Here is a 25,173-nt window from a genome sequence, read left to right on the forward strand (position 1 = left end):
GCCGATTCGCCGAGAGCTTGAACAAACTTTGCGTGCAAATTGTTGACGATAGCGTCTCAAAAACATCAGGCCGAGACCTTTACAAAGCCCCCATCTGCGGTGCATTTGTGCGTTGTGTGCTGCCCGCTCGTTTGCCTATCTGTGTGATATGTCTGCACTCGCTGCGCTGCTACGCCTTGAACTGCATCCACATCTGAGGGTTTTGCAAAGTTTTCAGGCCGTCTGAAAATTTTCAGACGGCCTGATGTTAGGGAAAAGCCCATATCATATATGCAGATAGAGAGCTTGCGGTTAGGCTTCGCTGTGTGCCGCGGCATCAAACTCGGCCAGCGTAATATCCAGTGTTTCCAAGCAGGGTTCCATCAAGTCGGCTACTGCCACGTTAACATGGTCTTTGTTGAGCGCAGTGGGGCGGTACACAAACAGCTTGAACAAATCTTTCAATTCGATGGCTTCGGCTTTGGTTTTCAGCACCCATCCCTGCTTGCCTTGATAAACATAGCCGTGGCGCGCCAGCTTTTCGAGCAGCTCGCCCAATTCGTCGTAACCCATATTGATAGACGGGCGGATATCCTGCACCTTCAAAGCACGGCCTTCTTTTTGAGCCTCGTTGAGCAGCAGCAGGATTTTCAGCACGTCGTCGAAACGGCCGCGCGCATCCACGCCGCGGCGGAACGCCTCGCCGTGCCAGTAGGATAACGATGCCGTCAGCACCGCGCCGGACAACACCAGCATCCACAAAAGATTCAGCCACAGCAGGAAGAAAGGAATCGCGGCAAATGCACCGTAAATCAAGGTATAGCCGTTAAACGTGCTGATATACCACGCAAAGCCGTAGCGGGCGGCTTCGAGCAGCACCGCCGTGATGGCCGCACCGATTAAGGCATGGCGGGCGGGCACGAAGCGGTTGGGCACGAGGCGGTAAAGCAGCCACAGCAAAAACATGCTGAACAGCACCGAAGCCGTAACGCGCACCACGCCGGAAAGGAAAGAAAAATCCGATTTAAACAGATTGTATTGCAGCATCGCCGACCACAGCGAACCGCCGATGCCCAAAGCCAAAGGCCCCAGCGTCAGCAAAGCCCAATACACCAAAAACTGCATCACCAGCGGCCTTTGCGTGTTTACGCGCCAGATGCGGTTGAAGGTTTGGTCGATGGTTTGAATCAGCATCAGCGACGTTACGCCCAGCATAATCACACCGATCACCGTGAGCTGGCTCGCCTTTTGCTTAAATTCGTTCATGTACTCAAACACCGTATCCACACCTTGCGGCACCACGGTTTGATTGACGAAGTTCACAAAAGAAGCCGAAAGGCTGTCGAACATCGGAAAGGCCGAAACCACGGCCAAAGTAACGGTCAGCACCGGCACCAGCGCCAGCAGCGTTGTAAATGTGAGGCTTGCAGACACCTGCGGCACGCGTATTTCGTTGAAGCGTTTCAGCACAAACAGGGCAAAACCGCCCAAACGCGATTCACGCACGGCTTGCAACCACGGCAAATTAAGCATACTCTTCTCTCATTTTTGATGAAACCGCATTGTAACGGAAAGCATCTATGAACCCAAATCCCTTAAAAATACTGGTTTTGTATTATTCGCAGCACGGCGGCACCCAAAACCTCGCCCGTCAAATCGTGCGCGGCGTTGAGAGCGTGCCCGGTTGCGAAGCCGTATTGCGTACCGTGCCTAAAGTTTCCACCGTGTGCGAAGCGGTGGAAAAAGACGTGCCCGACAGCGGCGCGCCGTATGTGAGCGCTGAAGACTTGAAAAACTGCGCCGGTTTGGCCTTGGGCAGCCCCACCCGTTTCGGCAACATGGCCGCCGCCGTGAAATATTTTCTCGACGGCACCATTCCGCAATGGCTGGGCGGCGAATTGATCGGCAAGCCCGCCACCGTGTTTACCAGCACCGCCAGTATGCACGGCGGGCAGGAATCGACCCTGCTGACCATGATGTTGCCGCTTTTGCATCACGGCATGGTGATCAGCGGCGTGCCATACAGCGAAACCGCACTCAGCAGCACCCAAACCGGCGGCACGCCCTACGGCGCATCGCATGTGGCCGGACAAGACGGCAAACCCGCCTTGAGCCGCGACGAACAGCAGATTGCTTTCACACAAGGCAAACGGTTGGCCGAATTGGCGGTTAAACTGGCGCAAGTGTAAATCGAGGCCGTCTGAACATCGAGGCCGTCTGAAACGAGCTTGCGGGTTTCGTCAAAGCAAACTGTGTGAGCTTCGCTAAAACCCGCTTCACGGGTTCCGCCAAAGCCATCGGCGCGACCCGCATCCCTATTTTGAGAAACAACAGGAGAAAAACATGTCTGTTTTACCGAGCAAACCCGCGTTGGAAACCGCATTGAGCCACCGTTCCATCCGTAAATTCACCGGCGAACCCATCGCCCCCGAAATGCTGGAGGCCGTGCTCAAAGCGGGTCAGGCCGCTTCCACTTCGAGCTTTATGCAGCCCGTACACATCGTGCGCGTTACCGACCCTGAGTTGCGCAAACAGCTGCGCGCGGTCGGTGCCAACCAGCACTATATTGAAACCTGCGCCGAGTTTTTGGTGTTCTGCATCGACTTTGCCAAACACAAAAAAATCGCCGGCGATGTGCAAACCGATTGGACGGAAATGACGCTGATGGGCGCGATTGATGCGGGCATTATGGCGCAAAACGTGCTGTTAACCGCCGAATCGCTGGGCTTGGGCGGCGTATATATCGGCTGCCTGCGCGACGACATCAACGCCACCGACCGCATTTTGAACCTGCCCGATAATGTTGTGCCGCTCTTCGGCATGTGCTTGGGCCATCCCGCACAAGACCCGATTATGCGCCCGCGTATGCCGCTGCCCTGTGTGGTATCGGAAAACGGCTACACGCCGCTGGACAGCGACACTTACGCCGAATACGACAAAGTGGTGGGCGATTACTACCAACGCCGCAGCAATCTGGATTTGGACTTCACCAAACAAGTCCGCGCTACTTTGTGCAAAGAAGTGCGCCCCGACATTTTGCCGTTTCTGCAACGCAAAGGCTTGGCGAAGCGTTAAGGTTTGAGGCCGTCTGAAAGCGAGCTTGTGAGCTTCGCCAAAACGAGCTTGTGAGCTTCGCTAAAACCCGGTGGGGCATATCCCGCCGTTTTTTATCAGTAAGCTGCGTGAATCTTGATATGAATCTTGATATCAATCTTGAAACGCAATCAGCAATAAACCAAGAGGCCGTCTGAAACTTTTTTCAGACGGTCTCTTGGTTTATTGCTTTGAATCAGGCACCGTAGTTCGGCTGCAACAACGCACATTGCGGGCGTTCGCGGCGGCTGCGGCGGTTGCGTCCGGCAATTTTGCCGCAGGCGGCGCCGGGGTCATTGTGGCGGTCTGGCTGGCGTTCGCCGCGGCCTTCGCGCTGGCGGGATTCGCGCGGGGCGCGTTCGCCGCGTTCACCGCGTTCGTTGCGCTCGGCACGTTCGCGCGGCTGGCGGCCTGAAGCGGCGGGCTGTGCGGCGGTTTGGGCGCCGTTGCCCCACCAGCTCGGCTCGAAGCCTTCGATGCGTTCGATTTCGATGTTGTTGCCGGTCAGCTCTTTGATGGCTTCAAACATTTTTTGTTCTTGCTCGTCCATCAGCGAGATGGCAACGCCGTCGGCGCCGGCACGTCCGGTACGTCCGATGCGGTGGACGTAGTCTTCGGGCTGGGTCGGCAGTTCGTAGTTGATCACGAACGGCAGCTCGGCAATGTCGAGACCGCGGGCGGCTACGTCGGTGGCGACGAGTACGCGCAACGAGCCTTCTTTAAAGGCGTTGAGGGTTTCGAGGCGGGTTTGCTGCGATTTGTCGCCGTGGATGGCTTGGGCGGCAATGTTGCGGCGTTGCAGGTCGCGGGTTACTTGATCGACGCTTTGTTTGGTTTTGCAGAACACGATGACTTGGTTCATGCTCAGGTCGACAATCAGGCGCTCGAGCAGGTTGCGTTTGCGCATGGTATCGACGGCGATAACGTGCTGCTCGACGTTGGCGTTGGTGGCGTTTTGGGCGGCCACTTCCACCTGCTCGGGGCTGTTCATGAAGTCTTGCGCCAGCTTGCGGATGGGCGGGGAGAAGGTGGCGGAAAACAGCAGGGTTTGGCGCTGCTTGGGCAGCATCTGCATGATTTTGCGGATGTCGTCGATAAAGCCCATGTCGAGCATACGGTCGGCTTCGTCGAGCACGACGATTTCGACTTTGCTGAAATTGATGTTTTTCTGTTTCACATGGTCGAGCAGGCGGCCGACGGTGGCGACAACGATTTCGCAGCCGGCGCGCAGGTCGTTGGTTTGCGCGTCCATGTTCACGCCGCCGAAGAGCACGGTGTGGCGCAGCGGCAGGTTTTTGATATAGCCGCGCACGTTTTGGTCGATTTGGTCGGCCAATTCACGGGTGGGGGTCAGCACCAGCATGCGCACGGGGTGCATGGCGGGGGAAGTGCTGGGGGTGGCGTAGCGTTTCAGCCGCTCGAGGCTGGGCAGCATGAAGGCGGCGGTTTTGCCGGTGCCGGTTTGGGCGGCGGCGAGAAGGTCGTGGCCGGCCAATGCTTTGGGAATGGCGGCGGCTTGGATGGGGGTGGGCGTTTCGTAGCCCTGTTCGGTCAGGGCGGAAACGATTTCGCTGCCTAAGCCGAGTGATGAAAAGGTTGGGTTCATGGTTTTGTACTTTGCTTTCGTTTCAGACGGCCTGTTTTGTTAAAAGACTGTGTTGGGGCTGTCTGAAAATAGGGTTAATACGCTTGGGGTAGGCGGTATGTTTTGATTAAGACTGGTGGAAACCGGCGCCAAATCAGCGTGATGGGTTTGCGGCGTTTGGTTTCACTATGGGGCAGGCGGTTTGCGCTTGCCTGCCGGGGGAAAAACGGGTGCTTATTATGCCATAAATTGCCGGGGCTTTCAGACGGCCTCTATGTGGTTTGGGGGCTTTTTTGTCGGCGCCGTCTGTGGTGTGCGGGCTGTGTTTTTGGGTTTGGGGTTAAGGTATGAGGCCGTCTGAAAGGTTTGGTTCCCGCTGCGGTGGGGCGGCGGGAATGTTTTAGCGAAACTCGCAAGCTCGTTTTGGCGAAGCTCACAAGTTCGCTTTCAGACGGCCTTATTTTTCAGACGGCCTGCTTCAATCATTGTCTGCCGGCGGGGTGGTGAGTCGGATGAGCGGGGCAAGCAGGTCTGCGGTGATGTTCCAAAAGAGGGTGGAGGCGGTGGGGTCTTCTTCGTTGCCGCCGAACACCAGTGCAACTTCGGGATAGCTTTTTTGGCCGGCGGAGTGCGTGCCGCCGTGGTAAAGCTTATAGGCTTCGTTTAAGGCTTTACTTTGGTCGTTGCTTTTATTCCATTCTTGGGCAGCTTTGTAATTGACGCGCGGGAAGAACGGCAGCGGGCGGGTTTGGCCGATTTGGTAATACTCCAGCCAGTTTTGCAGGGCTTCGACGGCTTCTTGTTGTGGAATCTCGGCGAGGGTTTGCGGTTGTTCGGGCAGCAGGATATGGGTTTGGTATTGCCCGGTTTCAGACGGCCTCACGGCGCAGAAAATCAGATGTTCGAGTAAAACGGCGAGCTGTTCGGGTGCTTTGAATGCTTGACCGGGGAAGTAAATCTGCCCGTGGCGGTAAAGATGGTTGAGGCTGCCTTCGAGGGTGTGCGCGCCGACGGCGAGGGTGTAGGGCGCGGGCGGCAGTTTGGGGCTGGTGACTAAGGTGTGGTCGAGCGATTTGGCGGCGGTTTGAAAACGGTTTTGCCAAAGTGCGCCCAATTCGCCTGCGGGCAGCAGGCTTTCGGCTTGCAGACGGCTTTCGAGGCGGCCGAAGTCTTCGTTGTGGCGGCGGGCGGCGGTGTATTCGGCGGTGATGCGCGCGCTTTGTTGCGGCTCGAAGGGTTCGGCGGCTTCCCATGCGGCGTCGCGGTAGGGTTTTTGCCAGTGGAGCGTGTGTTGCAGCCAAGTGCGTACGGGGTTTTTCCAGAAGCGGATAAAGCTGTGGTGGGCAACGGTGTTGTCGGCTGCGGCGGTATCGTCGAGCGGTTCGGTGAAGAACGGAGCTTCGGGTTCGGGCGGGCGGTTGAGGGCTTCGGCGTAGTCGCGGCGGGTGCTGGTAAGGCCGTCTGAACCTGCGCTTTCGGGGGTGAAATAGCGGTGTGAAAAGGGTTGCAGCGGGTGTTGTTTCACCCAATGGGTGTGCAGCTCTTGCGCGGAACGGCCGGTCATGGCGGCAAGGGTGTCGATGAGTTCGCCGAGCAGGGCGGAGGGGGCGAGGGGCTGGTCGTTGCGGATGTCGCGGCCGATGTAGGAAAGGTAAAGGATGTCGCGCGCGCTCATCACGGCTTCGAGAAACAGGTAGCGGTCGTCGTCGCGGCGGGCGCGGTCGCCTTTTTGCGGGTGGCGGGCGATGAGGTCGAAGGCGGCGGCTTTGGTGTTGCGGGGGAAGTCGCCGTCGTTGAGGCCGAGCAGGCAGATCATTTTGAAGGGCAGGCTGCGCATCGGCACCATGCTGCAAAAGGTGATGCCGCCGCGTAGAAATCCGGCTTGGCTTTCGCTGTCGAGAAAGCGGCCGATGTGACGGATAACGGTTTGGCGCGGCAAGGTGCCGCTAAAGCCTGCCAGTTCGGCTTCTTCCTGCCAGCGGGCGAGGGCTTGGGTAAGTTGCTGCCAAGCGTATTGGCCGTCTGTATCGGTGGCGGTCAGGGCGGCGGTAAGGTTGCGGATGCGTTCCGTCCATTCCGGCACGGAGGCGGGTTGCCGCCACAGGCGGGCGGTTGCGGTGAGGGTGCGGATAAGTGCGCTGAAGCGGCTGAGTACGGCGGTGTGGTTGGGGTTGGCGTGCCATGCGCTGATGCGCTGCCACAGCGGGTGGCGGCTTTCGGGCAGCATCCAGCCGAGGGCGAGGCGTTCCAGCCCTTGTTGCCAAGTAAACAGGTTGTTGGTGCCGCCGCGCATGTGTTCGTCGGTGCCCCAGTGTACGTTGAGTGCGGCGATGGTGTCGTGCAGCAGCGGCAGGTCGTCGCGGGTCAGCTCGAAGCGTTGCAGCACAAGGTCGTTTTCGAGCAGCGGCAGCAGCAGGTTGACTTCAAAACGGCTTTCGAGCAGCTCCAGGGCTTGGGCGAGTGCTTGAAACAGGGGTTGGCGGCGGCTGATTTTAACGTCGGATACCGAATAGGGCAGGGCGCGGCTGCCTGCCTGCTGTTGCCCGAACACGGCTTCGATAAAGGGGCTGTAGGGTTCGATATCGGGCGTGAGTACGGCGATGTCGTGCGGCTGCCAATCGGGATGCTGATCGAGCACTTGCAGCAGTTTGTCTTTGAGAATGTGCAGTTCGCGCAGGGGGCTGTGCGCGGATACGGCCTGTATCGAGCCGTCGCTTAAGTCCGGTTGGGGCAGGCCGTTTGGGTTTTCAGACGGCATCGACAGGGTTTGGATGTCGTATTGCAAACGCTGAAGCAGTGTGGGCGGGGCCGTCTGAAAAGGTTCTTCGTCGAATACGGAAATTTCGTGTTTGGGTATGTCGGTGAGCGCGTCGAAAAAGTCGCGCCCCTGTTTGCCCAGCGAAGCGAGCAGCGGGTGGCCGGAAAGGCTTAAATCGGCATCGTCTTCCTGTTGGAGGATTTGCGCCGCTTCAATTACGTTGCCCCAATAGCCGCTGCTGGGGTTGAGCGCGAAAATGTGCACGTCGCAATGTTCGGCCAGCGCCTGCAACAGTTGCAGATACATCGGTGCCATGGTGGCGATGCCGAAAACACAGTAGCGGCGGGGCAGGTGCTGCGGGTCGAGCGAATCGAGCAGCTGCCGCCACAAGCCGACGCGGTGGGGCGTGTGCTGCGAGCCGTCGTCGAGAAAACGCCACAAAACGGCCTGCCAGTTTTCGTCGCTGCCCAAGCCCATGCTTTTGCCTTGCTGCCAAGCGTCTATCCATTGCGGGCGGTACACGAGGTATTGGTCGAAAATGTCGGCGAGTTGTCCGGCCAGCTGGTAGGCGGCGGTGTTGCCGCTGTCGAGATAGCTTTGCAGGGCTTCGCGTGCGGGCAGGTATTCGGAGGCCGTCTGAAAATCTTGGCTTTGAAACAGGCCGAGCAGCCGCCAGCGCATCACTTCGGGGGCAAACGGGCTAAGCGCGGGAATGCCGGGAATAAACCGCCGCATCAGCTGCCACGCCAAGCCGGCGGGCAGGCTGAAATTGAGGTTGGCCGCAATACCGGTTTCACGCGCCAGATAGGTGTTGAGATAACGCCGCATCCCTTGGCTCTGCACCACGATTTCCTCCGCCTCGAAAGGGTTTTCGGGCGGTTGCAGGCTGTGCACGCGGGTAAAGAGGGCGGCTAAGTCTTCGAGGCGGTTGGACTGGTAAAGATAAAGCATGGTGCGTTGGGCGGCCGGAATCGATAATCAATGGTGGGATTATAAACAAATAATCAGCCAAGTAATCGGCGGCAAAAGTAATGAGGCCGTCTGAAAAACGTTTTTATGCGTTTTCAGACGGCCTCTATGTTTTTGCCCGTTAAGGCTCAACCATAATTAATCGGCAATGATGTCGAAATTATTGTCGGTAAATTTGGTATCGGGCACTTTCACAATCAGCGGGTCAACTTCGCCGATGGCTTTCACGTCTTTGCCCGGGTAGTCAAGTGTGTGCAGGAAGTAGCGGATGCAGTTCAAACGTGCACGTTTTTTATCGTCGGATTTGATGATGGTCCACGGCGCGTCGCCGGTGTGCGTGTGGAAGAACATCGCGTTTTTCGCATCGGTGTAGTCGTCCCAACGGTCGAGCGACTGAATATCCACGGGCGAGAGTTTCCAGTGTTTCAGCGGATCGTCGCGGCGGGAAATAAAGCGGCGCAACTGCTCTTCGCGGCTCACCGAAAACCAGAATTTAAACAGATGGATGCCGCTGGCGACCAACATACGTTCAAACTCAGGCGTTTGGCGCATAAACAGCAGGTATTCGTGCGGTTGGCAGAAGCCCATCACACGCTCCACGCCGGCGCGGTTGTACCAAGAACGGTCGAAAAACACCATTTCGCCGGCTGTCGGCAGGTTTTGGATATAGCGTTGGAAATACCACTGTCCGCGTTCGGTTTCAGTCGGTTTTTCCAAAGCCACCACGCGTGCGCCGCGGGGGTTGAGATGTTCCATATAACGTTTGATTGTGCCGCCTTTGCCTGCTGCATCACGGCCTTCAAATAAGCTGACAACGCGCTGGCCGGTTTCTTTGACCCAGCTTTGCACTTTCAGCAACTCGATTTGCAATTTTTGTTTTTCTCTCTCGTAAACACTGCGGCTCAGACGTGTGCGGTAGGGATAGCTTTCCGGTAGCGGGGCAGAATGGGAGTCTTCGGAAGACACGCGGCCTTTGTGTTCCAAAACCGCTTTTTCAAAAACTTTCAATTCCGCTTTCTTATCGCCCAGTGCCACAGGCTCGAAGGGCTTTAACTGCTGCTCTGCGGGTTGGTCGGTCATACACTGCTCCTTTTGTTAAGTAGGTTATTAATATCTATAAGTATTCTGAGACTAATTCTACTCCTTTTTACATAAATAAACAAAAAAGACCGCAGAAAAATAAAGGCAGTTTTGCCTTGCCGCGACAACCCGCCCGCACCGCAAAAAAACGTCGGCTCCGGCCCGTTGCCGCTATAATGACGCCTTTTATTTTCCAGCTTTTTGCCATGCCTTATTTCGCGCTCCTAGACGACGCAGCCGCCAACCGCGCCCAACTTTACCAAACCCACACCGGCAGCCGTTTTTTCACCGCCGACGATATCGACGGGCTGGATGCCGCCCTGCGCGAAGGCTGGCAGCAAGGTTGGCACGCCGTTTTGTTTGCCGATTACGAATTCGGCTTGCCGCTGCTCAACCTGTCCGCCCAACCGCCCGCCCATCTCGCCCTGCATTGGTTTGAACGCTGCACCGAAACCGACCCCGAAGCATGGCTGGCGCAGCACGGCGGAGAAGCGCAACCGGCAGGCATCGGCACACCCGAAAGCGACACCGCCCAAGCCGATTATCTGCAAGCCGTGCGCGATATTCAGACGGCCATCGCCCGCGGCGACACCTACCAAATCAACTACACCACCCGCCTGCACCTTACTGCCTACGGCAACCCCATAAAACTCTACCGCCGCCTGCGCCAGCCCGTGCCCTACGCCGCCCTGAGCTGCCTGCCCAACCATCAGGGGCAAAGCCGCTGGACTTTATGCTTTTCGCCCGAACTCTTCCTCAAAATCGGTTCAGACGGCCTCATCACCACCGAACCCATGAAAGGCACTGCCCCCATCCTCAACGACGGGCAAGACGAACAACGCGCGCGCGATTTGCAGGCCGACCCCAAAAACCGCGCCGAAAACATCATGATTGTTGATTTACTGCGCAACGACCTCGGCAAAATCGCCCAAACCGGCCGAGTGCGCGTGCCCGAACCTTTTAAAGTATCCCGCTTCGGCAGCGTGTGGCAGATGACCACCGCCATCGAAGCGCAAGCCAAACCGAACACCCGCGCCGCCGACATCATCCGCGCCGCCTTCCCCTGCGGCTCGATTACCGGCGCACCCAAACGCATGAGCATGCAGATTATCCGCGACATCGAAACCGCCCCGCGCGGCCTCTACACCGGCAGTATCGGCTTTCTCAATCCCTGCGACAGCGGTTTGGGATTCAGCGGCACCCTCAACGTCGTGATACGCACCTTGCAGCTCGCCCCGCTTTCAGACGGCCTCTACCGCGGCGTGTACGGCGTAGGTTCCGGCATCGTTGCCGACAGCGTGCCCGCCGACGAATACACCGAATGCCGCTGGAAAGCCCGTTTCCTTACCGATCTCGCCCCCGAATTCAGCATCTTCGAAACCATGCGTGTGCAGCAAAAACAATGCCCGCTGCTGCCCCTGCACATAGGCCGTCTGAAACAGTCCGCCGCCGCCCTGAACCTGCCGTTCGCCGACCATATCGAACAGCAGATACACGGCTATCTCGCCCAACTGCCCGATCACGGCCTCTACCGCGTCAAGGCCGTCTTAAACCCTTCAGACGGCCTCAGTCTCAGCCATGCACCGCTGAACGAATTGCCGCCCGGGCAAACGGTATGCCTGTCCGAAACTTCTTTGCCACCGCAAGACTACCTGCGCCGCTTCAAAACCACCTGCCGCAGCATCTACGACCACGGCTGGCAGCAAGCCGAACGGCAAGGCGCGTTTGACAGCCTGTTTTTCAATTCAGACGGCCTCCTGCTCGAAGGCGGCCGCAGCAACGTCTTCATCCGCCTCGGCAACGAATGGCACACCCCCGCATTGAATCTGGACATCCTCAACGGCGTGATGCGTCAAGCCGTACTTGCCGACCCGCAAACCCATCTCGGCACCGACACCGTGCACCAAAGCCGCATCACCCGCGAAATGTTGATGCAGGCCGACGAAATCCGCCTAAGCAACGCCCTGCGCGGCGTGTTTCCGGTGAAGGTTAGAAGCACATAACCGTAGGGCGGGCATCCCTGCACGCCGTGTATGGTCAAACATGCCACAAATATTGAGATAAAAAGCAGCGGCGCTTATCGTGGTTTTTCAAACAAAGCATAAAGGGCAAACAAAGTTGTTCCCGTCGCGGCGGGCAAGGATGCCCGCCCTACATTTAAAAAAGCCGTCTGAAAAGTTGGTTTTAGTTCCAACCTACGTTGCTGGGTAACGTCTTGCGCGGTGTATTTCCAATGAGGGTTGAGAAAGCATAACCCGTAGGGCGGGCATCCCTGCCCGCCGTGTATGGTTAAGCATTACACCAAGATCAAGGCGGAAAAGTTGTCTTTGTCGTGGCTTTTCAAACACAGCATAAAGAGCAAACAAAGCTGTTCCCGTTGCGGCATGCAGAGATGCCCGCCCTACATTTAAAAAGGCCGTCTGAAAAATCTTTTCAGACGGCCTCATTCCAACCCAATCTACATACTTTCAGACGGCCTTATGCCAACGGCTCCAGCAGTTTTTCAAATGCGTCTTCAAACTGTTTCAAACCGTCTTCCTGCAAACGGGTGGCGAGGGCTTCTACGTCGATGCCCAGTTTTTCCACTTCGGCCAGTTGTGCCGCCGCTTCCGCCGCGCCTTCGGTGAGGGTCAGTTTGGCCGTGCCGTGGTCGATAAAGGCTTTTAAGGTGGCATCGGGCACGGTGTTGACGGTATTCGGGCCGATTAAGCTGTCCACATACAATGTGTCGGGGTAAGCAGGGTTTTTCACGCCGGTAGAAGCCCACAAAAGCTGCACGGGGTTGGCGCCTTGTGCTTTCAATGCGGCAAATTGTTCGCCGCCGAATAAATCCTGCCAATCCTGATAAGCGGCTTTGGCCAGCGCGATGGCGGTTTTGCCTTGCAGATGCTCCGGCAGCGTGGCATCCAGCGCGTTGTCGATACGGGAAATAAAGAAGCTGGCCACTACTTGGATATGGTTGACCGGTTTGCCTGTTTTCAGACGGCCTTCAATGCCTTTCACATAGGCTTCATAGGCTTTCAGGGTTTGTTTGCGCGAGAACAGCAGGGTCAGGTTGATGCTGATGCCGTCTGAAACCAATTGCTCCAACGCGGCTACGCCCTCATCGGTGGTGGGCACTTTAATCATCACGTTGGGGCGGTTGATGGCGGCGTGCAGGCGTTTGGCTTCGGCTACCGTGCCGGCTGCATCGTGTGATAAGTCGGGGGCGACTTCGAGGCTGACAAAACCGGTTTTGCCGCCGCTTTTTTCAAACTCGGGCAGGCACACGTCGCAAGCGGCCTGCACGTCGGCAATGGCGAGGGTTTCATAGCGTTGTTTCGGAGTAAGGTTTTGCTGTTTCAGCGCGGCGACTTCATCAGCGTAAAGCACGTCGCCCGCAAAAGCCTTTTGGAAAATGGCGGGGTTGGAAGTTACGCCGCACACGCCTTGCTGCAACATTTCCGCCAATTCGCCGCTTTGCACCAGCGAGCGGGAAAGGTTGTCGAGCCAGATTTGTTGGCCTAATGCTTTAACGTCCGATAAAATAGTCATCTCTGAAATCCTTGTTATTTCTATATGAAGTGGAAATCCTAACCCGATTCAGCGTATTTGGGTAGCCCTGCGGGAAAACTAATCATGGAAAATACCGAACAATATTTGGACTGGGCGCGCGACGTATTGCGCATCGAGGCCGAAAGTCTGCACGAAATCTCTTCCGAGCTGGATCATCATTTTGCCCAAGCCGCCGAAACCATTTTGCATTGCCAAGGCCGTGTGGTGATTATGGGCATGGGCAAATCGGGGCATATCGGGCGCAAAATGGCCGCTACCATGGCTTCTACCGGCACGCCGGCTTTTTTTGTACATCCCGCCGAAGCCGCGCACGGCGATTTGGGTATGATTGTCGACGGCGATGTGGTGCTGGCGATTTCCAATTCGGGAGAAAGCGACGAAATCACCGCCATTATTCCCGCCCTCAAACGTAAAAACATCACGCTTATCTGCATCACCGCCAAACCCCGCTCCACCATGGCGCGCCATGCCGATATCCACATTACCGCCTCCGTATCGCACGAAGCCTGCCCGCTCGGTTTGGCACCCACTTCAAGCACTACAGCCGTGATGGCTTTGGGCGACGCACTGGCCGTGGTGCTGCTGAAAGCGCGCGAGTTCACGCCCGACGATTTCGCCCTCAGCCACCCCGCCGGCAGCCTCGGCAAACGGCTGCTGCTGCGCGTGTCCGACATCATGCACAGCGGCGAATTGCTGCCTGCCGTGACCGACGGTACTTTGCTGAAAGACGCCATCGTGCGCATGAGCGAAAAAGGCTTGGGTATGTTGGCCGTTACCGATGAAGCAGGCCGTCTGAAAGGCGTATTTACCGACGGCGACCTGCGCCGCCTGTTCCAACAGCGCGACAACTTCGCCGGCCTGACGGTCAACGACATCATGCACGCCAACCCCAAAACCATCGCCGCCGACAAACTCGCCACCGAAGCCTTGAAACACATGCAGCAAAACCACATCAACGGCCTTTTGGTAGTGAAGGAAAACGATGTTTTGGTCGGTGCGCTGAATATGCACGATCTGCTCAAAGCGCGGATTATTTAAACTGCCCGCCGCACATCGCCAGCCCAACCGCCGCGTTTGCATTTTCAGACGGCCTTCAAAGCTGATATAGTCAATCAACTTAACTTTTACTACGGCGTTGCTGCGCCTTGCCGTACTACCTGTACTGCCTGCGGCTTGCTGCCTTGTATTAAAAATTAATTTGATTGACTATGGTGCTACAATAAGCCGTGCAGGCCGTCTGAAATTTATTTAAAGCAAGCCAATCGAATATGCAAAACCTCACCCCCGAAATCCAAGCCCGCGCCGCCCGAATCAAATTGCTGATTATGGATGTGGACGGCGTACTCACCGACGGGCGCATTTTTATCCGCGACAACGGCGAAGAAATCAAATCCTTCCACACGCTCGACGGCCACGGTTTGAAAATGCTTCAGGCCGGCGGCGTTCAGACGGCCATTATTACCGGCCGCGACGCCCCGTCTGTCGGCATCCGCGTCAAGCAGCTCGGTATCAATCACTACTATAAAGGCATTCACGACAAACGCGCCGCCTATGCCGATCTGCGCGAGAAAGCCGGCGTGGAAGAGCACGAATGCGCCTTTATCGGCGACGACGTGGTCGATCTGCCCGTGATGGTGCGCTGCGGCCTGCCCGTAGCCGTGCCCGAAGCACATTGGTTTACTTTGAAGTACGCCGCTTACGTTACCCGAAACAGCGCAGGTAACGGCGCGGTGCGTGAGTTGTGCGACCTGATTATGCAGGCTCAAGGCACGCTGGAAGCGGCTTTGCAGGAGTATGTGAAATGAGCGGAAGATGGCGCTACGGTTGGCTGTTTCCGCTGGTGTTGGCCATCGGCTTGGGCGGACTTTCCGCTTGGCTCGGGCGCATCAGCCAAGTCGATATCGAAGAGGCCGTCTTAAACCCCAATGAGCCGCAATACTCGATGGAAGGCATAGACGGCAAGCGTTTCGACGCTCAAGGCCGTCTGAAAGAAAACCTCAGCGCCGAGCGCGCATGGCAGCTGCCCAAGAGCGACGACGTGGTGTTTGAAGAGCCGCGGCTTTCCCTGTATGACGGCGGGCAACTGATTTACAAAGTCGAAAGCAAAGACGCCCGCTACAACACCGACGCCCGCACCGTGCAGTTTGAGCACAACGTCGTGCTGACCAAATCCGCCGACGCCCGCCGCCCCGCCGGTGTCTTGAAAACCAGCAGCTTAACCATAAATACGCAAACAGAAACCGCCGAGACCAAAGCCCCCGTCGAATACCGCTACGGCGAGTCGCACGGCACGGCCAACGGCTTGGTTTATGACCACAAAAAAGGGTTGTTGAACCTGCCCTCACGCGTGAAAGCCATCATCTATGACCCGAAAAATCTTTAACGCCGCCTTCCTTGCCGCTTTGGCCGCCGCCGCGCCCGCTTACGCCCTCGAAAGCGACAGCAAGCAGCCGATTCAAATCGAAGCCGACCAAGGCTCGCTCGATCAGGCCAACCAAGTAACCACCTTCAGCGGCAACGTGATCATCAAACAAGGCTCGCTCAACATTCGCGCCGGCAGCGTGAAAGTATCGCGTAACGACAAAGGCGAACAGTTTATGTCTGCTTCCGGTAGCCCCGTACGCTTCGGCCAAACGCTCGACGGCGGCAAAGGCACGGTTAACGGGCAAGCCAACAACGTCGAATATTCCTCCGCCACCGGCGTGGTGAAACTCACCGGTAACGCCAGAGTGCAGCGCGGCGGCGACTTGGCCGAAGGCGCGTCTATCACTTATAACACCCGCACCGAAGTCTATACCGTGCACGGCAGCAAAGCCGCAGGCGGTAAAGGCGGCAAACGCGTAACCGTGATCATCCAGCCTTCTTCCGCCCAATCGGGTAAAAAATAGCCGCAGATAAAGGCCGTCTGAAAAACCGGTTTCAGACGGCCTTAAAACAGATTACAATAGTAACCATAACCTAAGAGCAATACCATGACCGAGCAAAGCCGCTTAAACGTACAAAACCTGCAAAAAAGTTTCAAAAAACGCCAAGTCGTTAAAAACTTTTCGCTCGACATCGAAAGCGGCGAAGTCGTCGGCCTGCTCGGCCCCAACGGCGCAGGCAAAACCACCAGCTTTTATATGATAGTGGGCCTGATTGCCGCCGATGCCGGCAGCGTGATGCTCGACGGACAGGAAATCCGCCATCTGCCCATACACGAGCGCGCCCGCTTAGGATTGGGCTACCTGCCGCAAGAAGCCTCGATTTTCCGCAAGATGACGGTAGAGCAAAACATCCGCGCCATCTTGGAAATCAGCCTGAAAGACAAAAACCGGATCGATAGCGAGTTGGAAAAACTGCTGGCCGACCTCAACATCGAACGCCTGCGCAACAACCCCGCACCGTCGCTTTCGGGAGGCGAACGCCGCCGCGTCGAAATCGCCCGCGTACTTGCCATGCAGCCGCGCTTTATCCTGCTCGACGAACCCTTTGCGGGCGTTGACCCGATTGCCGTGATCGATATTCAGAAAATCATCGAATTTCTCAAAACACGCGGCATCGGCGTATTGATTACCGACCACAACGTGCGCGAAACCCTGCGTATCTGCGACCGCGCCTATATCATCAGTGAAGGCGCTGTGCTGGCATCCGGCCATCCCCAAGAGTTGGTCAACAACGAGCAGGTGAGGGCAGTTTATTTGGGCGAAAACTTTAATTATTAAAGATACCGTTTGAAGCCGTGCTTACCGCCCGAATGAGGGCAGGGCAGTTGGGCGGCAGTTTCCATAAAAGGGTCTGTCAGGTATCGCTTTATACACAAGCCGGTCAAAGGCATATAGGTCATTCACTTCATTTTTAATACAAGGCAGCAAGCCGAAGACAGTACAGGCAGTACGGAACCGATTCCGTTGAACTTCAGCGGCTTGCACAATCGTTCTCTTCGAGCCAAGGCGCAGCAACGCCGTAGTAAAAGTGAAGTGGACTGACTATATAGGATAGGCCGGTTTCGGACACAACGCTTTACTTACTCACCCGATAACCCTATGAGCCAAAATCTCGGACTAAAACTCAAACAAACCCAGCAGCTCAACCAGCATCTGCAACAATCGTTGCGCATACTGCAAATGTCGGGCTTGGAGCTTGAGCGCGAAGTGGACGACTGGCTCCAAGACAACCCGCTGCTGGAGCGTGCCGAAACCGCAGAAGACGAAGGCGATGCCGAGTTCGCCCACGTTTCCGCCGCCCTGCCCAAAGGCAAACAAGTGGGCGGCGACGATGCCGAAGACGTGTGGGCGACCATCGCCGAAGAAGAAGATTTCAACGCCTTTCTCCACAAACAAGTGTGCGAACACCCCATGAGCGAGCAAGAAGCCGCGCGGGTGCATATCCTCATTGATTTTCTCGACGAACAAGGCTACCTCACCGACAGCCTGAGCGACATCCTCGACCACACCCCGCTCGAATGGATGCTCGACGAAAACGACCTGCACGAAGCACTCGACCTACTGCAAACCTTCGACCCCGCAGGCGTCGGTGCCGCCAACTTAACCGAATCGCTGATGCTCCAGCTTATGCGCCTGCCCGCGTCGCCCGCGCGCCAACTCGCCGCCAAAATCATCCATTTAGGCTTGGACGACTTAGGCCGAAGCCGCCAGCAGAATATAGCCCGCTTCCGCAAACAGTTTCCCGAATACGACACCGACACCCTTCAGACGGCCTTAGACCTGATTGCCAAGCTCAATCCCTATCCCGCCTACGGTTTCGCCTCCGCCGAGCCTACCGCCTATGTGCAGCCCGACGTGTGGGTGAAAGAAACCAAAAGCGGCTGGAAAGTCGCCGGCAACGAGCAGGCATGGCCGAAAGTCAAGCTCAACCACGAATATTGCGACCTGCTCAAAGAAGCCGGCGAAGTCAGCCCCGAGTGGAAAGAAAAACTCAGCGAAGCCCGCCAAAAAATCGACAGCCTCGAATTGCGCAAAAACACCGTCTTGCGCTTGGCCGAATACATCGTCGAAAAACAGGAAGACTTTTTCGTCTTCGGCGAAATCGGCCTGACACCCATGCTGATTAAAGATGCCGCCGCCGAATTAGGCGTGGCCGAAAGCACCGTTTCCCGTGCCGTCAACCACAAATATTTGTCTTGCCCGCGTGGGGTGTTTGCGTTACGCTATTTCTTCACACAAGCCGTTTCCGCCGAAGACGGAGAAGGCGTAAGCCAGAGCGCAGTCAAAGCCGTGATTGCCCAGCTTATCGAAGGAGAAGACAAACAAAAACCCTATTCCGACGAAGCCTTGAGCAGCCTGCTCAAGCAACAGGGCATAGACATCGCACGGCGCACCGTAGCCAAATACCGTGAGGCCTTGAATATTCCGAGCGCGCACCAACGTAAACCCTAAACCGGATTCACAGGCCGTCTGAAAGCGGGTTGAACAAGATTTCGGCCAAGCCCGCCAAGCCCGTTTTCAGACGGTCGCAACGATACACATGCAGCACCCCGCCTTTTCCGCCGCCTGCCCCTTGCACGGCAAGCGGCACCAACCCAACGAAGGAGTAAAGCCATGAATCTGAAAATTACCGGCCTGAATTTCGACGTAACCGAAGCCATCAAAAACCACGTTACCTCCAAGCTCGAGCGCATCAACCGCCACGCAGCCAACGTGATTTCGGTTGCCATTACCCTTTCGGTAGAGAAGGTAAATAACAAAGCCGAAGCAGATGTACACCTGGCCGGAAAAGATTTACATGTCGAAACCGTAGAATCCGATATGTATGCCGCCATAGACGTACTGATGGACAAACTCGACCGCGCCATCCTCAAGCACAAAGAAAAAAGCAACGACGTGCGCGCCACCACCAAACCGGCAGCACCCGAAGAATAAACCGCCGTTTGATGTATTGATTGCATAAAACTTAAGGCCGTCTGAAAAACCATTTTCAGACGGCCTTTAAACATCAGCAAACCCGTCATACTCGGGCTTGACCCGAGTATCTCGAGTTCCGGTAACTTTAGGAGATGCACGGGTCAAGCCCGAGCATGACGAAGCCGTGAAGAAAATAAAGTGATTTGGGCTACATCCGCCCGCAGGCAGTGTTCAGTAATCTATATCGAGTAAGCGAGGCTTGGTCTTGCGCTTCAATCACTGCTTCAAGCCCAAGCGACCCAAAAACTACCGCAACAACATTTCCTGCAACAGCTTCATGCCCCATTGCCAGCCGTGCAAATGCCCGTTCAGACGGCCTTCATGCGGCGACACCAACAGCCGCGCCCCCCAACACGCTGCCTGCCCTTGCGCCCATTCCGGCGGGCAGGCGGCATCGTTTTTGCCGATCACCAACGCCGTCGGGCAATGGCAGCGCACCCGTTGCAGCGTGTGGCAATCATCATCAGGAAACGCCTCTTGCAGCGGCGACACCAGCATCATATTGCGTATCCGCTTTTGCGTGTTCACATCCGCCAGATACAGCCACGCCAGCCAGCCCGACACGCCCGCGCCGTGGGCGACGACGGCGATATTTTTACTGTGGATACTGCCAAAGGCCGTCTGAACCGCGTGCTGCCACCCGGCAATCGACTGCCCGCGCGACACGGCAGTCATACGCACGGTAGGGTAGCTGACCGCCCAGCGGTCTATCCACATTTCCGCCTCATCCGCATCGCGTATCAGCAGCAGGGTTAAATCTTCAAGGTCGTGGCTGTGCATGGTAGGGTTTTGTAGTTTGATTTGATTTATTGACAATAAGTATTTATTTTTTAAATTCTTTCAGTAGCGTTGTCAGGCTATCTATACCGTCGAACGTGCCGGGTACTTTATCAGGATTGGACAAGATACTGCTGAAAATCAGGTTTTCAAATTTTTCCAAAGCGTCTTTATCCGATGCTTTGATTTCTTTTGCGTAATCGGCATAGCTTTGGATAAATTGGCATAAAGACTGGCGAAGCTCAAGCTGCATAATTTGGGTTTGTATGGCATGGTAATGGCTTAATACCACGCGGAAGAAGTAGATTAAAACAAACTCCAAACCGATAACGGGCAGCATTTGCTCCCAAGAAAGAGTCTTGTCATCAATAAATTTATAGAAGCTGAAGCCTAAAGGTATAAATGTAGCCAGTAATAATGTAACCAACCCTGCAAATGTCCACCATTTTGCGGTATCTTTCTTATCTAACAACTTTTGAAAGCCGTCAGATAAGCCGACAAAATTATAAGCCGTCTTATATTCATCAAGAGCCGTTTTTAATTTCTCGACTTCACTTATTTTACTTTCTACTTCTTGTGTATGCTTGGATATAGAATTTTCCAATTCCTCTTTTTTGCTGTCAAAATTTACAAAGGTTTGAAAACCTGGGCTGCCAATATAGAAATTTAAAATTTCTAAAGGCATTTGATAGAAAGCAAAAGTTATCAATTGATTTTTTTCGTAATTTTCGTCATAAAATGCCGCTTTTTTTAATTTTTCTATTAATTTGTATAAAGGGCTAGTTGGTCGAATTTCATGATTATTTCTGGATAAGCTTAAGTAATATTCCACAAAAAATCTTATAAATAAGTAAAATACAGTATCAATTCTTTCTATATAGAAGTCGACATCATTTTTACAATTTTCAATATATTCTCCAAGTCTTCGCCCTGTGTCATGAATATTAAATGGACAGTATCTTTCCCATAAGATGGGGGAGTCAATCATTGAAGTAATAATGTTTTGAATAGCATGATGCTTTTCGATAATCTCTGATGCATAAAGTGATTCGTCAAATTGTTTAATAATTTTTCGCATTTCCAATAAATTATCATTTAAATCATGAAAAAATCCCACATCGTTTCCTTTCTAAAAATATATTAATTGATTACTCCAAATAACTGGAATTAAATCCAATTTAGCACTTGGCGTACATTATTTTTCAGGTGTTCTTATCATATTCCCCAACCCTCAAACCCCCAAATAACCCTCCCTGCTCGCCAGCCAGCGGTTGAGGTGGGCTTCGACGATGTCGGGGTTCTCTTCGATCAGTTGGGGGGCGATTTCGCGGGCTTTTTCTAGGAGGTGCAGGTCTTCTTCGAGGTTGGCAAAGCGGAGCATGGGTACGCCGCTTTGGCGTGCGCCGAGAAATTCGCCGGGGCCGCGGATGTTGAGGTCTTGGCGGGCGATTTCGAAGCCGTCGGTGTGTTCGTAGATGACTTTGAGGCGGGCTTTGGCCAGCTCGCTCAGGGGTTCGGCGAAGAGTAAGACGCAGGTGCTGGCGGCGGCGCCGCGGCCTACGCGTCCGCGCAGTTGGTGCAGTTGCGCCAAGCCCATGCGTTCGGCGTGTTCGATAACCATGAGGCTGGCGTTGGGTACGTCTACGCCGACTTCGATAACGGTGGTGGCAACGAGTACGTTCAGACGGCCTGCGGCAAATTCGGCCATCACTTGGGCTTTTTCGGCGGCTTTCATGCGGCCGTGGACGAGGCCGATGCTGAGTTCGGGTAGGGCCGTTTGAAGGGCGGCTTGGGTTTCGGTGGCGGTTTGCAGTTGCAGGGTTTCGCTTTCTTCGATGAGGGGGCAGACCCAGTAAACCTGCCGCCCTTTGCGGCAGGTGTTGAGTACGAAGCCTTCGACTTCGGGGCGGCGCAGGCTGTTGACGAGGCGGGTTTGGATGGGGGTGCGGTTGGGCGGCAGTTCGTCGATCACGGAAACGTCGAGGTCGGCGAAAAAGCTCATGGCCAGCGTGCGGGGGATGGGGGTGGCGGACATCATGAGCTGGTGTACGTCTTGCCCTTTGTTTTTGAGGGCGAGGCGTTGGGCGACGCCGAAGCGGTGCTGTTCGTCGACGATGACGAGGCCGAGGTTGTGGAACTGTACGTCTTCTTGAAAGAGGGCGTGGGTGCCGACGGCGATGGGGGCGAGGCCGTTTGAAAGGGCGGCTTTGTTTTGTTCTTTGGCTTTTTTGCGCTGGCTGCCGGAAAGCCATGCAACGCTGAGGCCGAGCGGCTCGAACCATTGTTTGAATTTGAGGTAGTGCTGTTCTGCGAGGATTTCGGTGGGTGCCATCACGGCAACTTGGCTGCCGGCTTCGACGGCGGTGAGGGCGGCCAGGGCGGCAACGATGGTTTTGCCGCTGCCTACGTCGCCTTGCAGCAGGCGGTGCATGGGGTGGGTTTGCTGCATGTCGGCACGGATTTCGGCCAGCACGCGCTGTTGGGCTTGGGTGAGGGAAAAGGGCAGGGCGTTGAGCAGTTTGCCCGACCATTCGCCGGTGCCGTGCAGGGGGGAAGCCTGCCCGCTGATGCGTTTTTGCCGGGCGAGCCGCATGGAGAGCTGTTGGGCGAGCAGTTCGTCGAATTTGAGCCGCTGCCATGCGGGGAGGGTGCCGTCTGAAAGTTGGCGGATGCTGTAATCGGGCGGCGGGGCGTGCAAAAGGCGCAGGCTTTCGGCCAAGTGCGGCAGTTTCAGACGGCCTAAGAGTTCGTCGTGCAGGGTGTCGTGCAGGGGCAGGGCTTCTAAGGCCGTCTGAACGATGCGGCGTAAGGTGGGCTGGTTGAGGCCGTTTACGGTGGGGTAAACGGGGGTAAGGCTTTCGGCAAGGCTGCTGTTGTCGGCATCGCGGATTTTGGGGTGGATCATTTCGTCGCCATAAAAACCGTGTTTGATTTCGCCCACGGCGCGGATGCGTTTGCCTTGCGCCATTTGTTTTTGATGGCTGGGGTAGAAGTGGATGAAGCGCAGAAACAGCACGCTGCCGGAGTCGTCTTGAATCTGCACGACAAGCTGCTTGCGCGGTTTGAACTGCACTTCTTGCAGGGTTACGATGCCTTCGACTTGGCACGGCACGCCGATGGGTGCGTCTTTAATCGGCATGATGTGGGTTTCGTCTTCGTAGCGCAGCGGTAGGTGCAGGGCAACGTCCCACGGGGTGTGCAGGTTGAGCTTTTCGAGCTTTTTGGCGGCGGTATCGGTGATTTTGAGCAGCTTTTGGTGTTCGGGTGTCATGGCGGCTGGGGGGAAACGGTTTCAGACGGCCATTTTAAATGATTTTGGGGCGGGGGTAGGATGGGGAATAACGGGTAATGAGTGAGGCCGTCTGAAAGCAGGTTGGCGGGTATTGGTGTCGGATACAAGTATCCGACCTACAATGTCGATGTCCGGCCACAAGCGGCGGGCAGTGATGCCCGCCCTGCGTTGGAAATAAAACCGAGGCCGTCTGAAACATTTTCGGTAGGTCGGATACTTGTATCCGACTGTGAGGAAACGCTTTCAGACGGCCTTGAATGCGTTTGTTTGGGCTTTAAGTGCGTTTGGCTGCCTCGACCTGCTTGATGTTCTGCCGGTTTAACATGCCCAGCGCGATCACCACCAGCAAAGTGCCGGCGATATCCGTCCAACCCAGCGGAATATGGAAAAACAGCCGTGCCAGCAAGGTGGCGAAAATCGGGTTGAGCAGATGGAAAGCCGCCGCATGCGCCGGGCCGAGCCAACGCACCAGTTGAAACCACATCAGCATCGCCACCACCGACACCACAATCACCTGATACCATAGCGACCACGCAAACACGCCGTTGTGCATCGCCGCCGCCCAGCCCGAAGGCGAGGCAAAAGGCAACAGAAGCAGGCCGCCGAACAGATTTTGCACGCCCGTTAAGGCCAGCAGATGATGTTTGTTGGCCACCGCGCGGTAGATGAGCGTGCCGGCGGCCAAGGCCAACATGCCCATCAGTGTCCACACGATGCCGAAGTCCCAGCCCGCTTGCGGCATTCTGGCCGACAAAACCGCATACACGCCCGCAAAACCCAGCAAAATCGCCGCCCATTGCAGCCACGACCATTGCCGCGTGATCAGGGAAGACACAAACGCGGTAACAAAAGGCATGGTCGAAACCAGCAGCACCACCAGTTCGGGCGAGATCGTTTTCAAGCCGGTGTAAGACCAGCCCAAGTAGAGCGCGTAATTCGTCAAACCCAGCAAAAAGCCGTGCAGCCACAACGATTTGCCGCGCCAACCCAAATCCGCGCCTTTGTGCGCCAGCCACACGCACAAGGCAAACACCAATGCCGCCGCCAGCAAAAAACGCAAACTCAACATGTCTAAAGGCTCAAGCGTTTGCAGGGTGTATTTGCCCGCAATAAAGGCCGAAGCCCATAACAGGCTGAACAGCATACCGAAAAGCAGATACATCATGCCCTCTCTTTCAAGACGTTGTCGTATCACTACCTTAGCAGCGTAAACGGCCGCCATATTTCGCCCGCAAGCGAAATGAAAGGTATGCTGCGAAAGGCATAATGTATATAGTTAATCCGCAGTTTAGTAACAAAGCCGTCATACTCGGGCTTGACCCGAGTGTCTTGAGTTTCAGCAAATTTAGGCGATACTCGGGTCAAGCCCGAGTATGACGAGTGTACTGTTTTTAAGTTGATTGACCGTATTGTTGCCCCGCCATTGTAAGGAACCGCATCATGTCGTTAGCCCACCATTTCGCCCACACCGCCCATTTGATCGGCCACCCCAGCCGCGCGCTGATGCTGGACGCCCTGTTGGGACGCGACCGCCTGAACGTAACCGAATTGGCAGAAATCGCCGGCATTACCGTTCAGACGGCCAGCGTGCATTTAGACAAACTCCGTCGCGGCGGTTTGGTGGAAATGGAAGCAGAGGGCAAAAACCGCCTCTACCGCATCGGCAGCCCGCGCGTGATGGACATCTTGCAGAAACTCGCCTTGCTCGCCGACAAAGGCAAAAGCCGTGTCGAGCAGCCGCACCAAAAACTGCGCATCTGCTACGGGCACATGGCGGGCGAAATGGCGGTAAGCATCAGCCAAAGCTTGTGCGAAGCCGGTTTGGTGATATTGGACGGCGCCAACGAACATTACGAAGTAACCCCCGCAGGCATGGCATGGCTGGATACGCTCGAGATCAACGCCGCCAACTACCCGCCGCACACCCATGCCTGCTTGGATTGGACGGAAAAAACCTACCACATCGCAGGCTGGTTGGGGCACGAAATGATGGCCGCCTTTGCCGTGCGCGGCTATATCGAACAGCCCGCTCACGAAGTGCGCGCGTTAAGGCTGACGGAAAGCGGCAAGTTGTATTTGGCGAAACTGCGGGAGCGGGTTTGATGGGAAATAGCAGGTGGATAAAGCAGTTGCTTTATATATCAAGAGGCCGTCTGAAAATGTTTTCAGACGGCCTCTTGTC

Annotated in this window: 21 protein-coding genes; 12 read left to right on the forward strand and 9 right to left on the reverse strand. The window is 55.8% G+C overall.

The features are described 5' to 3' along the window. The first annotated feature begins 64 nt into the window (after positions 1 to 64). Positions 65 to 226, forward strand: coding sequence for a lipoprotein signal peptidase (locus CKV66_RS12465; protein WP_095197830.1), 162 nt, complete (start codon positions 65 to 67; stop codon positions 224 to 226). A gap of 65 nt (positions 227 to 291) precedes the next feature. On the opposite strand, the gene CKV66_RS02985 is transcribed toward CKV66_RS12465, so the two are convergent. Next, a complete protein-coding gene (locus CKV66_RS02985; RefSeq protein WP_085363337.1) occupies positions 292 to 1,512 on the reverse strand; it encodes a YihY family inner membrane protein in 1,221 nt (406 codons plus the stop codon). 47 nt (positions 1,513 to 1,559) lie between these two features. On the opposite strand from CKV66_RS02985, the gene wrbA reads away from it, so the two are divergent. Continuing rightward, positions 1,560 to 2,168, forward strand: a complete 609-nt coding sequence (wrbA, locus tag CKV66_RS02990; protein WP_085363338.1) for an NAD(P)H:quinone oxidoreductase — start codon at positions 1,560 to 1,562, stop codon at positions 2,166 to 2,168. A 154-nt stretch (positions 2,169 to 2,322) separates the two neighbouring features. Then, the gene (gene nfsA / locus CKV66_RS02995; RefSeq protein ID WP_085363339.1) at positions 2,323 to 3,054 is read left to right on the forward strand and encodes an oxygen-insensitive NADPH nitroreductase; all 732 of its coding nucleotides are present in this window, start codon (positions 2,323 to 2,325) and stop codon (positions 3,052 to 3,054) included. 214 nt (positions 3,055 to 3,268) lie between these two features. On the opposite strand, the gene CKV66_RS03000 is transcribed toward nfsA, so the two are convergent. From CKV66_RS03000 to ppk2, 3 genes are all read right to left on the reverse strand, one after another. Continuing rightward, positions 3,269 to 4,678 (reverse strand): DEAD/DEAH box helicase, encoded by a 1,410-nt coding sequence (locus CKV66_RS03000; protein WP_085363340.1) that lies wholly within the window; start codon positions 4,676 to 4,678, stop codon positions 3,269 to 3,271. Positions 4,679 to 5,135: 457 nt separating this feature from the next. After that, complete coding sequence (gene recC, locus CKV66_RS03005) at positions 5,136 to 8,366, reverse strand: exodeoxyribonuclease V subunit gamma (RefSeq protein ID WP_085363341.1); 3,231 nt, start codon at positions 8,364 to 8,366, stop codon at positions 5,136 to 5,138. 156 nt (positions 8,367 to 8,522) lie between these two features. Next, positions 8,523 to 9,464 carry a polyphosphate kinase 2 gene (gene ppk2 / locus CKV66_RS03010; RefSeq protein WP_085363342.1) on the reverse strand — a complete coding sequence of 314 codons (942 nt, stop codon included), beginning with the start codon at positions 9,462 to 9,464 and terminating at the stop codon, positions 8,523 to 8,525. A 206-nt stretch (positions 9,465 to 9,670) separates the two neighbouring features. On the opposite strand from ppk2, the gene CKV66_RS03015 reads away from it, so the two are divergent. Next, the gene (locus CKV66_RS03015) at positions 9,671 to 11,467 is read left to right on the forward strand and encodes a bifunctional chorismate-binding protein/class IV aminotransferase (RefSeq protein ID WP_085363438.1); all 1,797 of its coding nucleotides are present in this window, start codon (positions 9,671 to 9,673) and stop codon (positions 11,465 to 11,467) included. A gap of 475 nt (positions 11,468 to 11,942) precedes the next feature. Here CKV66_RS03015 and tal read toward each other — a convergent pair whose 3' ends face one another. Next, positions 11,943 to 12,998, reverse strand: coding sequence for a transaldolase (tal, locus tag CKV66_RS03020; protein ID WP_085363343.1), 1,056 nt, complete (start codon positions 12,996 to 12,998; stop codon positions 11,943 to 11,945). A gap of 84 nt (positions 12,999 to 13,082) precedes the next feature. Here tal and CKV66_RS03025 point away from each other — a divergent pair, with 84 nt between their 5' ends. The 7 genes from CKV66_RS03025 to hpf all read left to right on the forward strand — a co-directional run bounded on the left by CKV66_RS03025 (position 13,083) and on the right by hpf (position 18,880). Continuing rightward, positions 13,083 to 14,057 (forward strand): KpsF/GutQ family sugar-phosphate isomerase, encoded by a 975-nt coding sequence (locus CKV66_RS03025; protein ID WP_085363344.1) that lies wholly within the window; start codon positions 13,083 to 13,085, stop codon positions 14,055 to 14,057. Positions 14,058 to 14,287: 230 nt separating this feature from the next. Next, the gene (locus tag CKV66_RS03030) at positions 14,288 to 14,824 is read left to right on the forward strand and encodes a KdsC family phosphatase (RefSeq protein ID WP_085363345.1); all 537 of its coding nucleotides are present in this window, start codon (positions 14,288 to 14,290) and stop codon (positions 14,822 to 14,824) included. Next, positions 14,821 to 15,402, forward strand: coding sequence for an LPS export ABC transporter periplasmic protein LptC (gene lptC / locus CKV66_RS03035; RefSeq protein WP_085363346.1), 582 nt, complete (start codon positions 14,821 to 14,823; stop codon positions 15,400 to 15,402). The genes CKV66_RS03030 and lptC overlap by 4 nt, the downstream gene beginning before the upstream one ends. After that, positions 15,383 to 15,907 (forward strand): lipopolysaccharide transport periplasmic protein LptA, encoded by a 525-nt coding sequence (gene lptA, locus CKV66_RS03040; RefSeq protein ID WP_085363347.1) that lies wholly within the window; start codon positions 15,383 to 15,385, stop codon positions 15,905 to 15,907. The genes lptC and lptA overlap by 20 nt, the downstream gene beginning before the upstream one ends. A gap of 84 nt (positions 15,908 to 15,991) precedes the next feature. Beyond that, positions 15,992 to 16,723 carry an LPS export ABC transporter ATP-binding protein gene (gene lptB / locus CKV66_RS03045; RefSeq protein ID WP_054600555.1) on the forward strand — a complete coding sequence of 244 codons (732 nt, stop codon included), beginning with the start codon at positions 15,992 to 15,994 and terminating at the stop codon, positions 16,721 to 16,723. Between the two features lie 321 nt (positions 16,724 to 17,044). Next, positions 17,045 to 18,397: an RNA polymerase factor sigma-54 gene (rpoN, locus tag CKV66_RS03050; RefSeq protein ID WP_085363348.1), complete on the forward strand. Its 1,353-nt coding sequence runs from the start codon at positions 17,045 to 17,047 to the stop codon at positions 18,395 to 18,397. A gap of 162 nt (positions 18,398 to 18,559) precedes the next feature. Further along, positions 18,560 to 18,880: a ribosome hibernation-promoting factor, HPF/YfiA family gene (gene hpf, locus CKV66_RS03055; protein ID WP_085363349.1), complete on the forward strand. Its 321-nt coding sequence runs from the start codon at positions 18,560 to 18,562 to the stop codon at positions 18,878 to 18,880. 288 nt (positions 18,881 to 19,168) lie between these two features. On the opposite strand, the gene CKV66_RS03060 is transcribed toward hpf, so the two are convergent. The 4 genes from CKV66_RS03060 to CKV66_RS03075 form a co-directional block, all read right to left on the reverse strand. Further along, positions 19,169 to 19,702, reverse strand: coding sequence for an alpha/beta hydrolase (locus CKV66_RS03060; RefSeq protein ID WP_085363350.1), 534 nt, complete (start codon positions 19,700 to 19,702; stop codon positions 19,169 to 19,171). A gap of 43 nt (positions 19,703 to 19,745) precedes the next feature. Further along, positions 19,746 to 20,816 carry a hypothetical protein gene (locus tag CKV66_RS12470; RefSeq protein WP_231990512.1) on the reverse strand — a complete coding sequence of 357 codons (1,071 nt, stop codon included), beginning with the start codon at positions 20,814 to 20,816 and terminating at the stop codon, positions 19,746 to 19,748. A gap of 114 nt (positions 20,817 to 20,930) precedes the next feature. Then, positions 20,931 to 22,970 carry an ATP-dependent DNA helicase RecG gene (gene recG / locus CKV66_RS03070; protein WP_085363351.1) on the reverse strand — a complete coding sequence of 680 codons (2,040 nt, stop codon included), beginning with the start codon at positions 22,968 to 22,970 and terminating at the stop codon, positions 20,931 to 20,933. 295 nt (positions 22,971 to 23,265) lie between these two features. After that, positions 23,266 to 24,156, reverse strand: coding sequence for a DMT family transporter (locus tag CKV66_RS03075; protein ID WP_231990513.1), 891 nt, complete (start codon positions 24,154 to 24,156; stop codon positions 23,266 to 23,268). Positions 24,157 to 24,431: 275 nt separating this feature from the next. Between CKV66_RS03075 and CKV66_RS03080 the strand changes: the two genes are divergently transcribed. Continuing rightward, positions 24,432 to 25,094 (forward strand): ArsR/SmtB family transcription factor, encoded by a 663-nt coding sequence (locus CKV66_RS03080; RefSeq protein ID WP_085363352.1) that lies wholly within the window; start codon positions 24,432 to 24,434, stop codon positions 25,092 to 25,094. Positions 25,095 to 25,173: the final 79 nt, after the last annotated feature.

Source organism: Neisseria zoodegmatis, assembly GCF_900187305.1.
Taxonomy (GTDB): domain Bacteria; phylum Pseudomonadota; class Gammaproteobacteria; order Burkholderiales; family Neisseriaceae; genus Neisseria; species Neisseria zoodegmatis.

Bases quoted from the DNA above. Each gene is read 5' to 3' on its own strand.
- CKV66_RS02985 (WP_085363337.1), bottom strand. From the start codon at position 1,512: ATGCTTAATTTGCCGTGGTTGCAAGCCGTGCGTGAATCGCGTTTGGGC.
- wrbA (WP_085363338.1), top strand. From the start codon at position 1,560: ATGAACCCAAATCCCTTAAAAATACTGGTTTTGTATTATTCGCAGCAC.
- nfsA (WP_085363339.1), top strand. From the start codon at position 2,323: ATGTCTGTTTTACCGAGCAAACCCGCGTTGGAAACCGCATTGAGCCAC.
- CKV66_RS03000 (WP_085363340.1), bottom strand. From the start codon at position 4,678: ATGAACCCAACCTTTTCATCACTCGGCTTAGGCAGCGAAATCGTTTCC.
- recC (WP_085363341.1), bottom strand. From the start codon at position 8,366: ATGCTTTATCTTTACCAGTCCAACCGCCTCGAAGACTTAGCCGCCCTC.
- ppk2 (WP_085363342.1), bottom strand. From the start codon at position 9,464: ATGACCGACCAACCCGCAGAGCAGCAGTTAAAGCCCTTCGAGCCTGTG.
- CKV66_RS03015 (WP_085363438.1), top strand. From the start codon at position 9,671: ATGCCTTATTTCGCGCTCCTAGACGACGCAGCCGCCAACCGCGCCCAA.
- tal (WP_085363343.1), bottom strand. From the start codon at position 12,998: ATGACTATTTTATCGGACGTTAAAGCATTAGGCCAACAAATCTGGCTC.
- CKV66_RS03025 (WP_085363344.1), top strand. From the start codon at position 13,083: ATGGAAAATACCGAACAATATTTGGACTGGGCGCGCGACGTATTGCGC.
- CKV66_RS03030 (WP_085363345.1), top strand. From the start codon at position 14,288: ATGCAAAACCTCACCCCCGAAATCCAAGCCCGCGCCGCCCGAATCAAA.
- lptC (WP_085363346.1), top strand. From the start codon at position 14,821: ATGAGCGGAAGATGGCGCTACGGTTGGCTGTTTCCGCTGGTGTTGGCC.
- lptA (WP_085363347.1), top strand. From the start codon at position 15,383: ATGACCCGAAAAATCTTTAACGCCGCCTTCCTTGCCGCTTTGGCCGCC.
- lptB (WP_054600555.1), top strand. From the start codon at position 15,992: ATGACCGAGCAAAGCCGCTTAAACGTACAAAACCTGCAAAAAAGTTTC.
- rpoN (WP_085363348.1), top strand. From the start codon at position 17,045: ATGAGCCAAAATCTCGGACTAAAACTCAAACAAACCCAGCAGCTCAAC.
- hpf (WP_085363349.1), top strand. From the start codon at position 18,560: ATGAATCTGAAAATTACCGGCCTGAATTTCGACGTAACCGAAGCCATC.
- CKV66_RS03060 (WP_085363350.1), bottom strand. From the start codon at position 19,702: ATGCACAGCCACGACCTTGAAGATTTAACCCTGCTGCTGATACGCGAT.
- recG (WP_085363351.1), bottom strand. From the start codon at position 22,970: ATGACACCCGAACACCAAAAGCTGCTCAAAATCACCGATACCGCCGCC.
- CKV66_RS03075 (WP_231990513.1), bottom strand. From the start codon at position 24,156: ATGATGTATCTGCTTTTCGGTATGCTGTTCAGCCTGTTATGGGCTTCG.
- CKV66_RS03080 (WP_085363352.1), top strand. From the start codon at position 24,432: ATGTCGTTAGCCCACCATTTCGCCCACACCGCCCATTTGATCGGCCAC.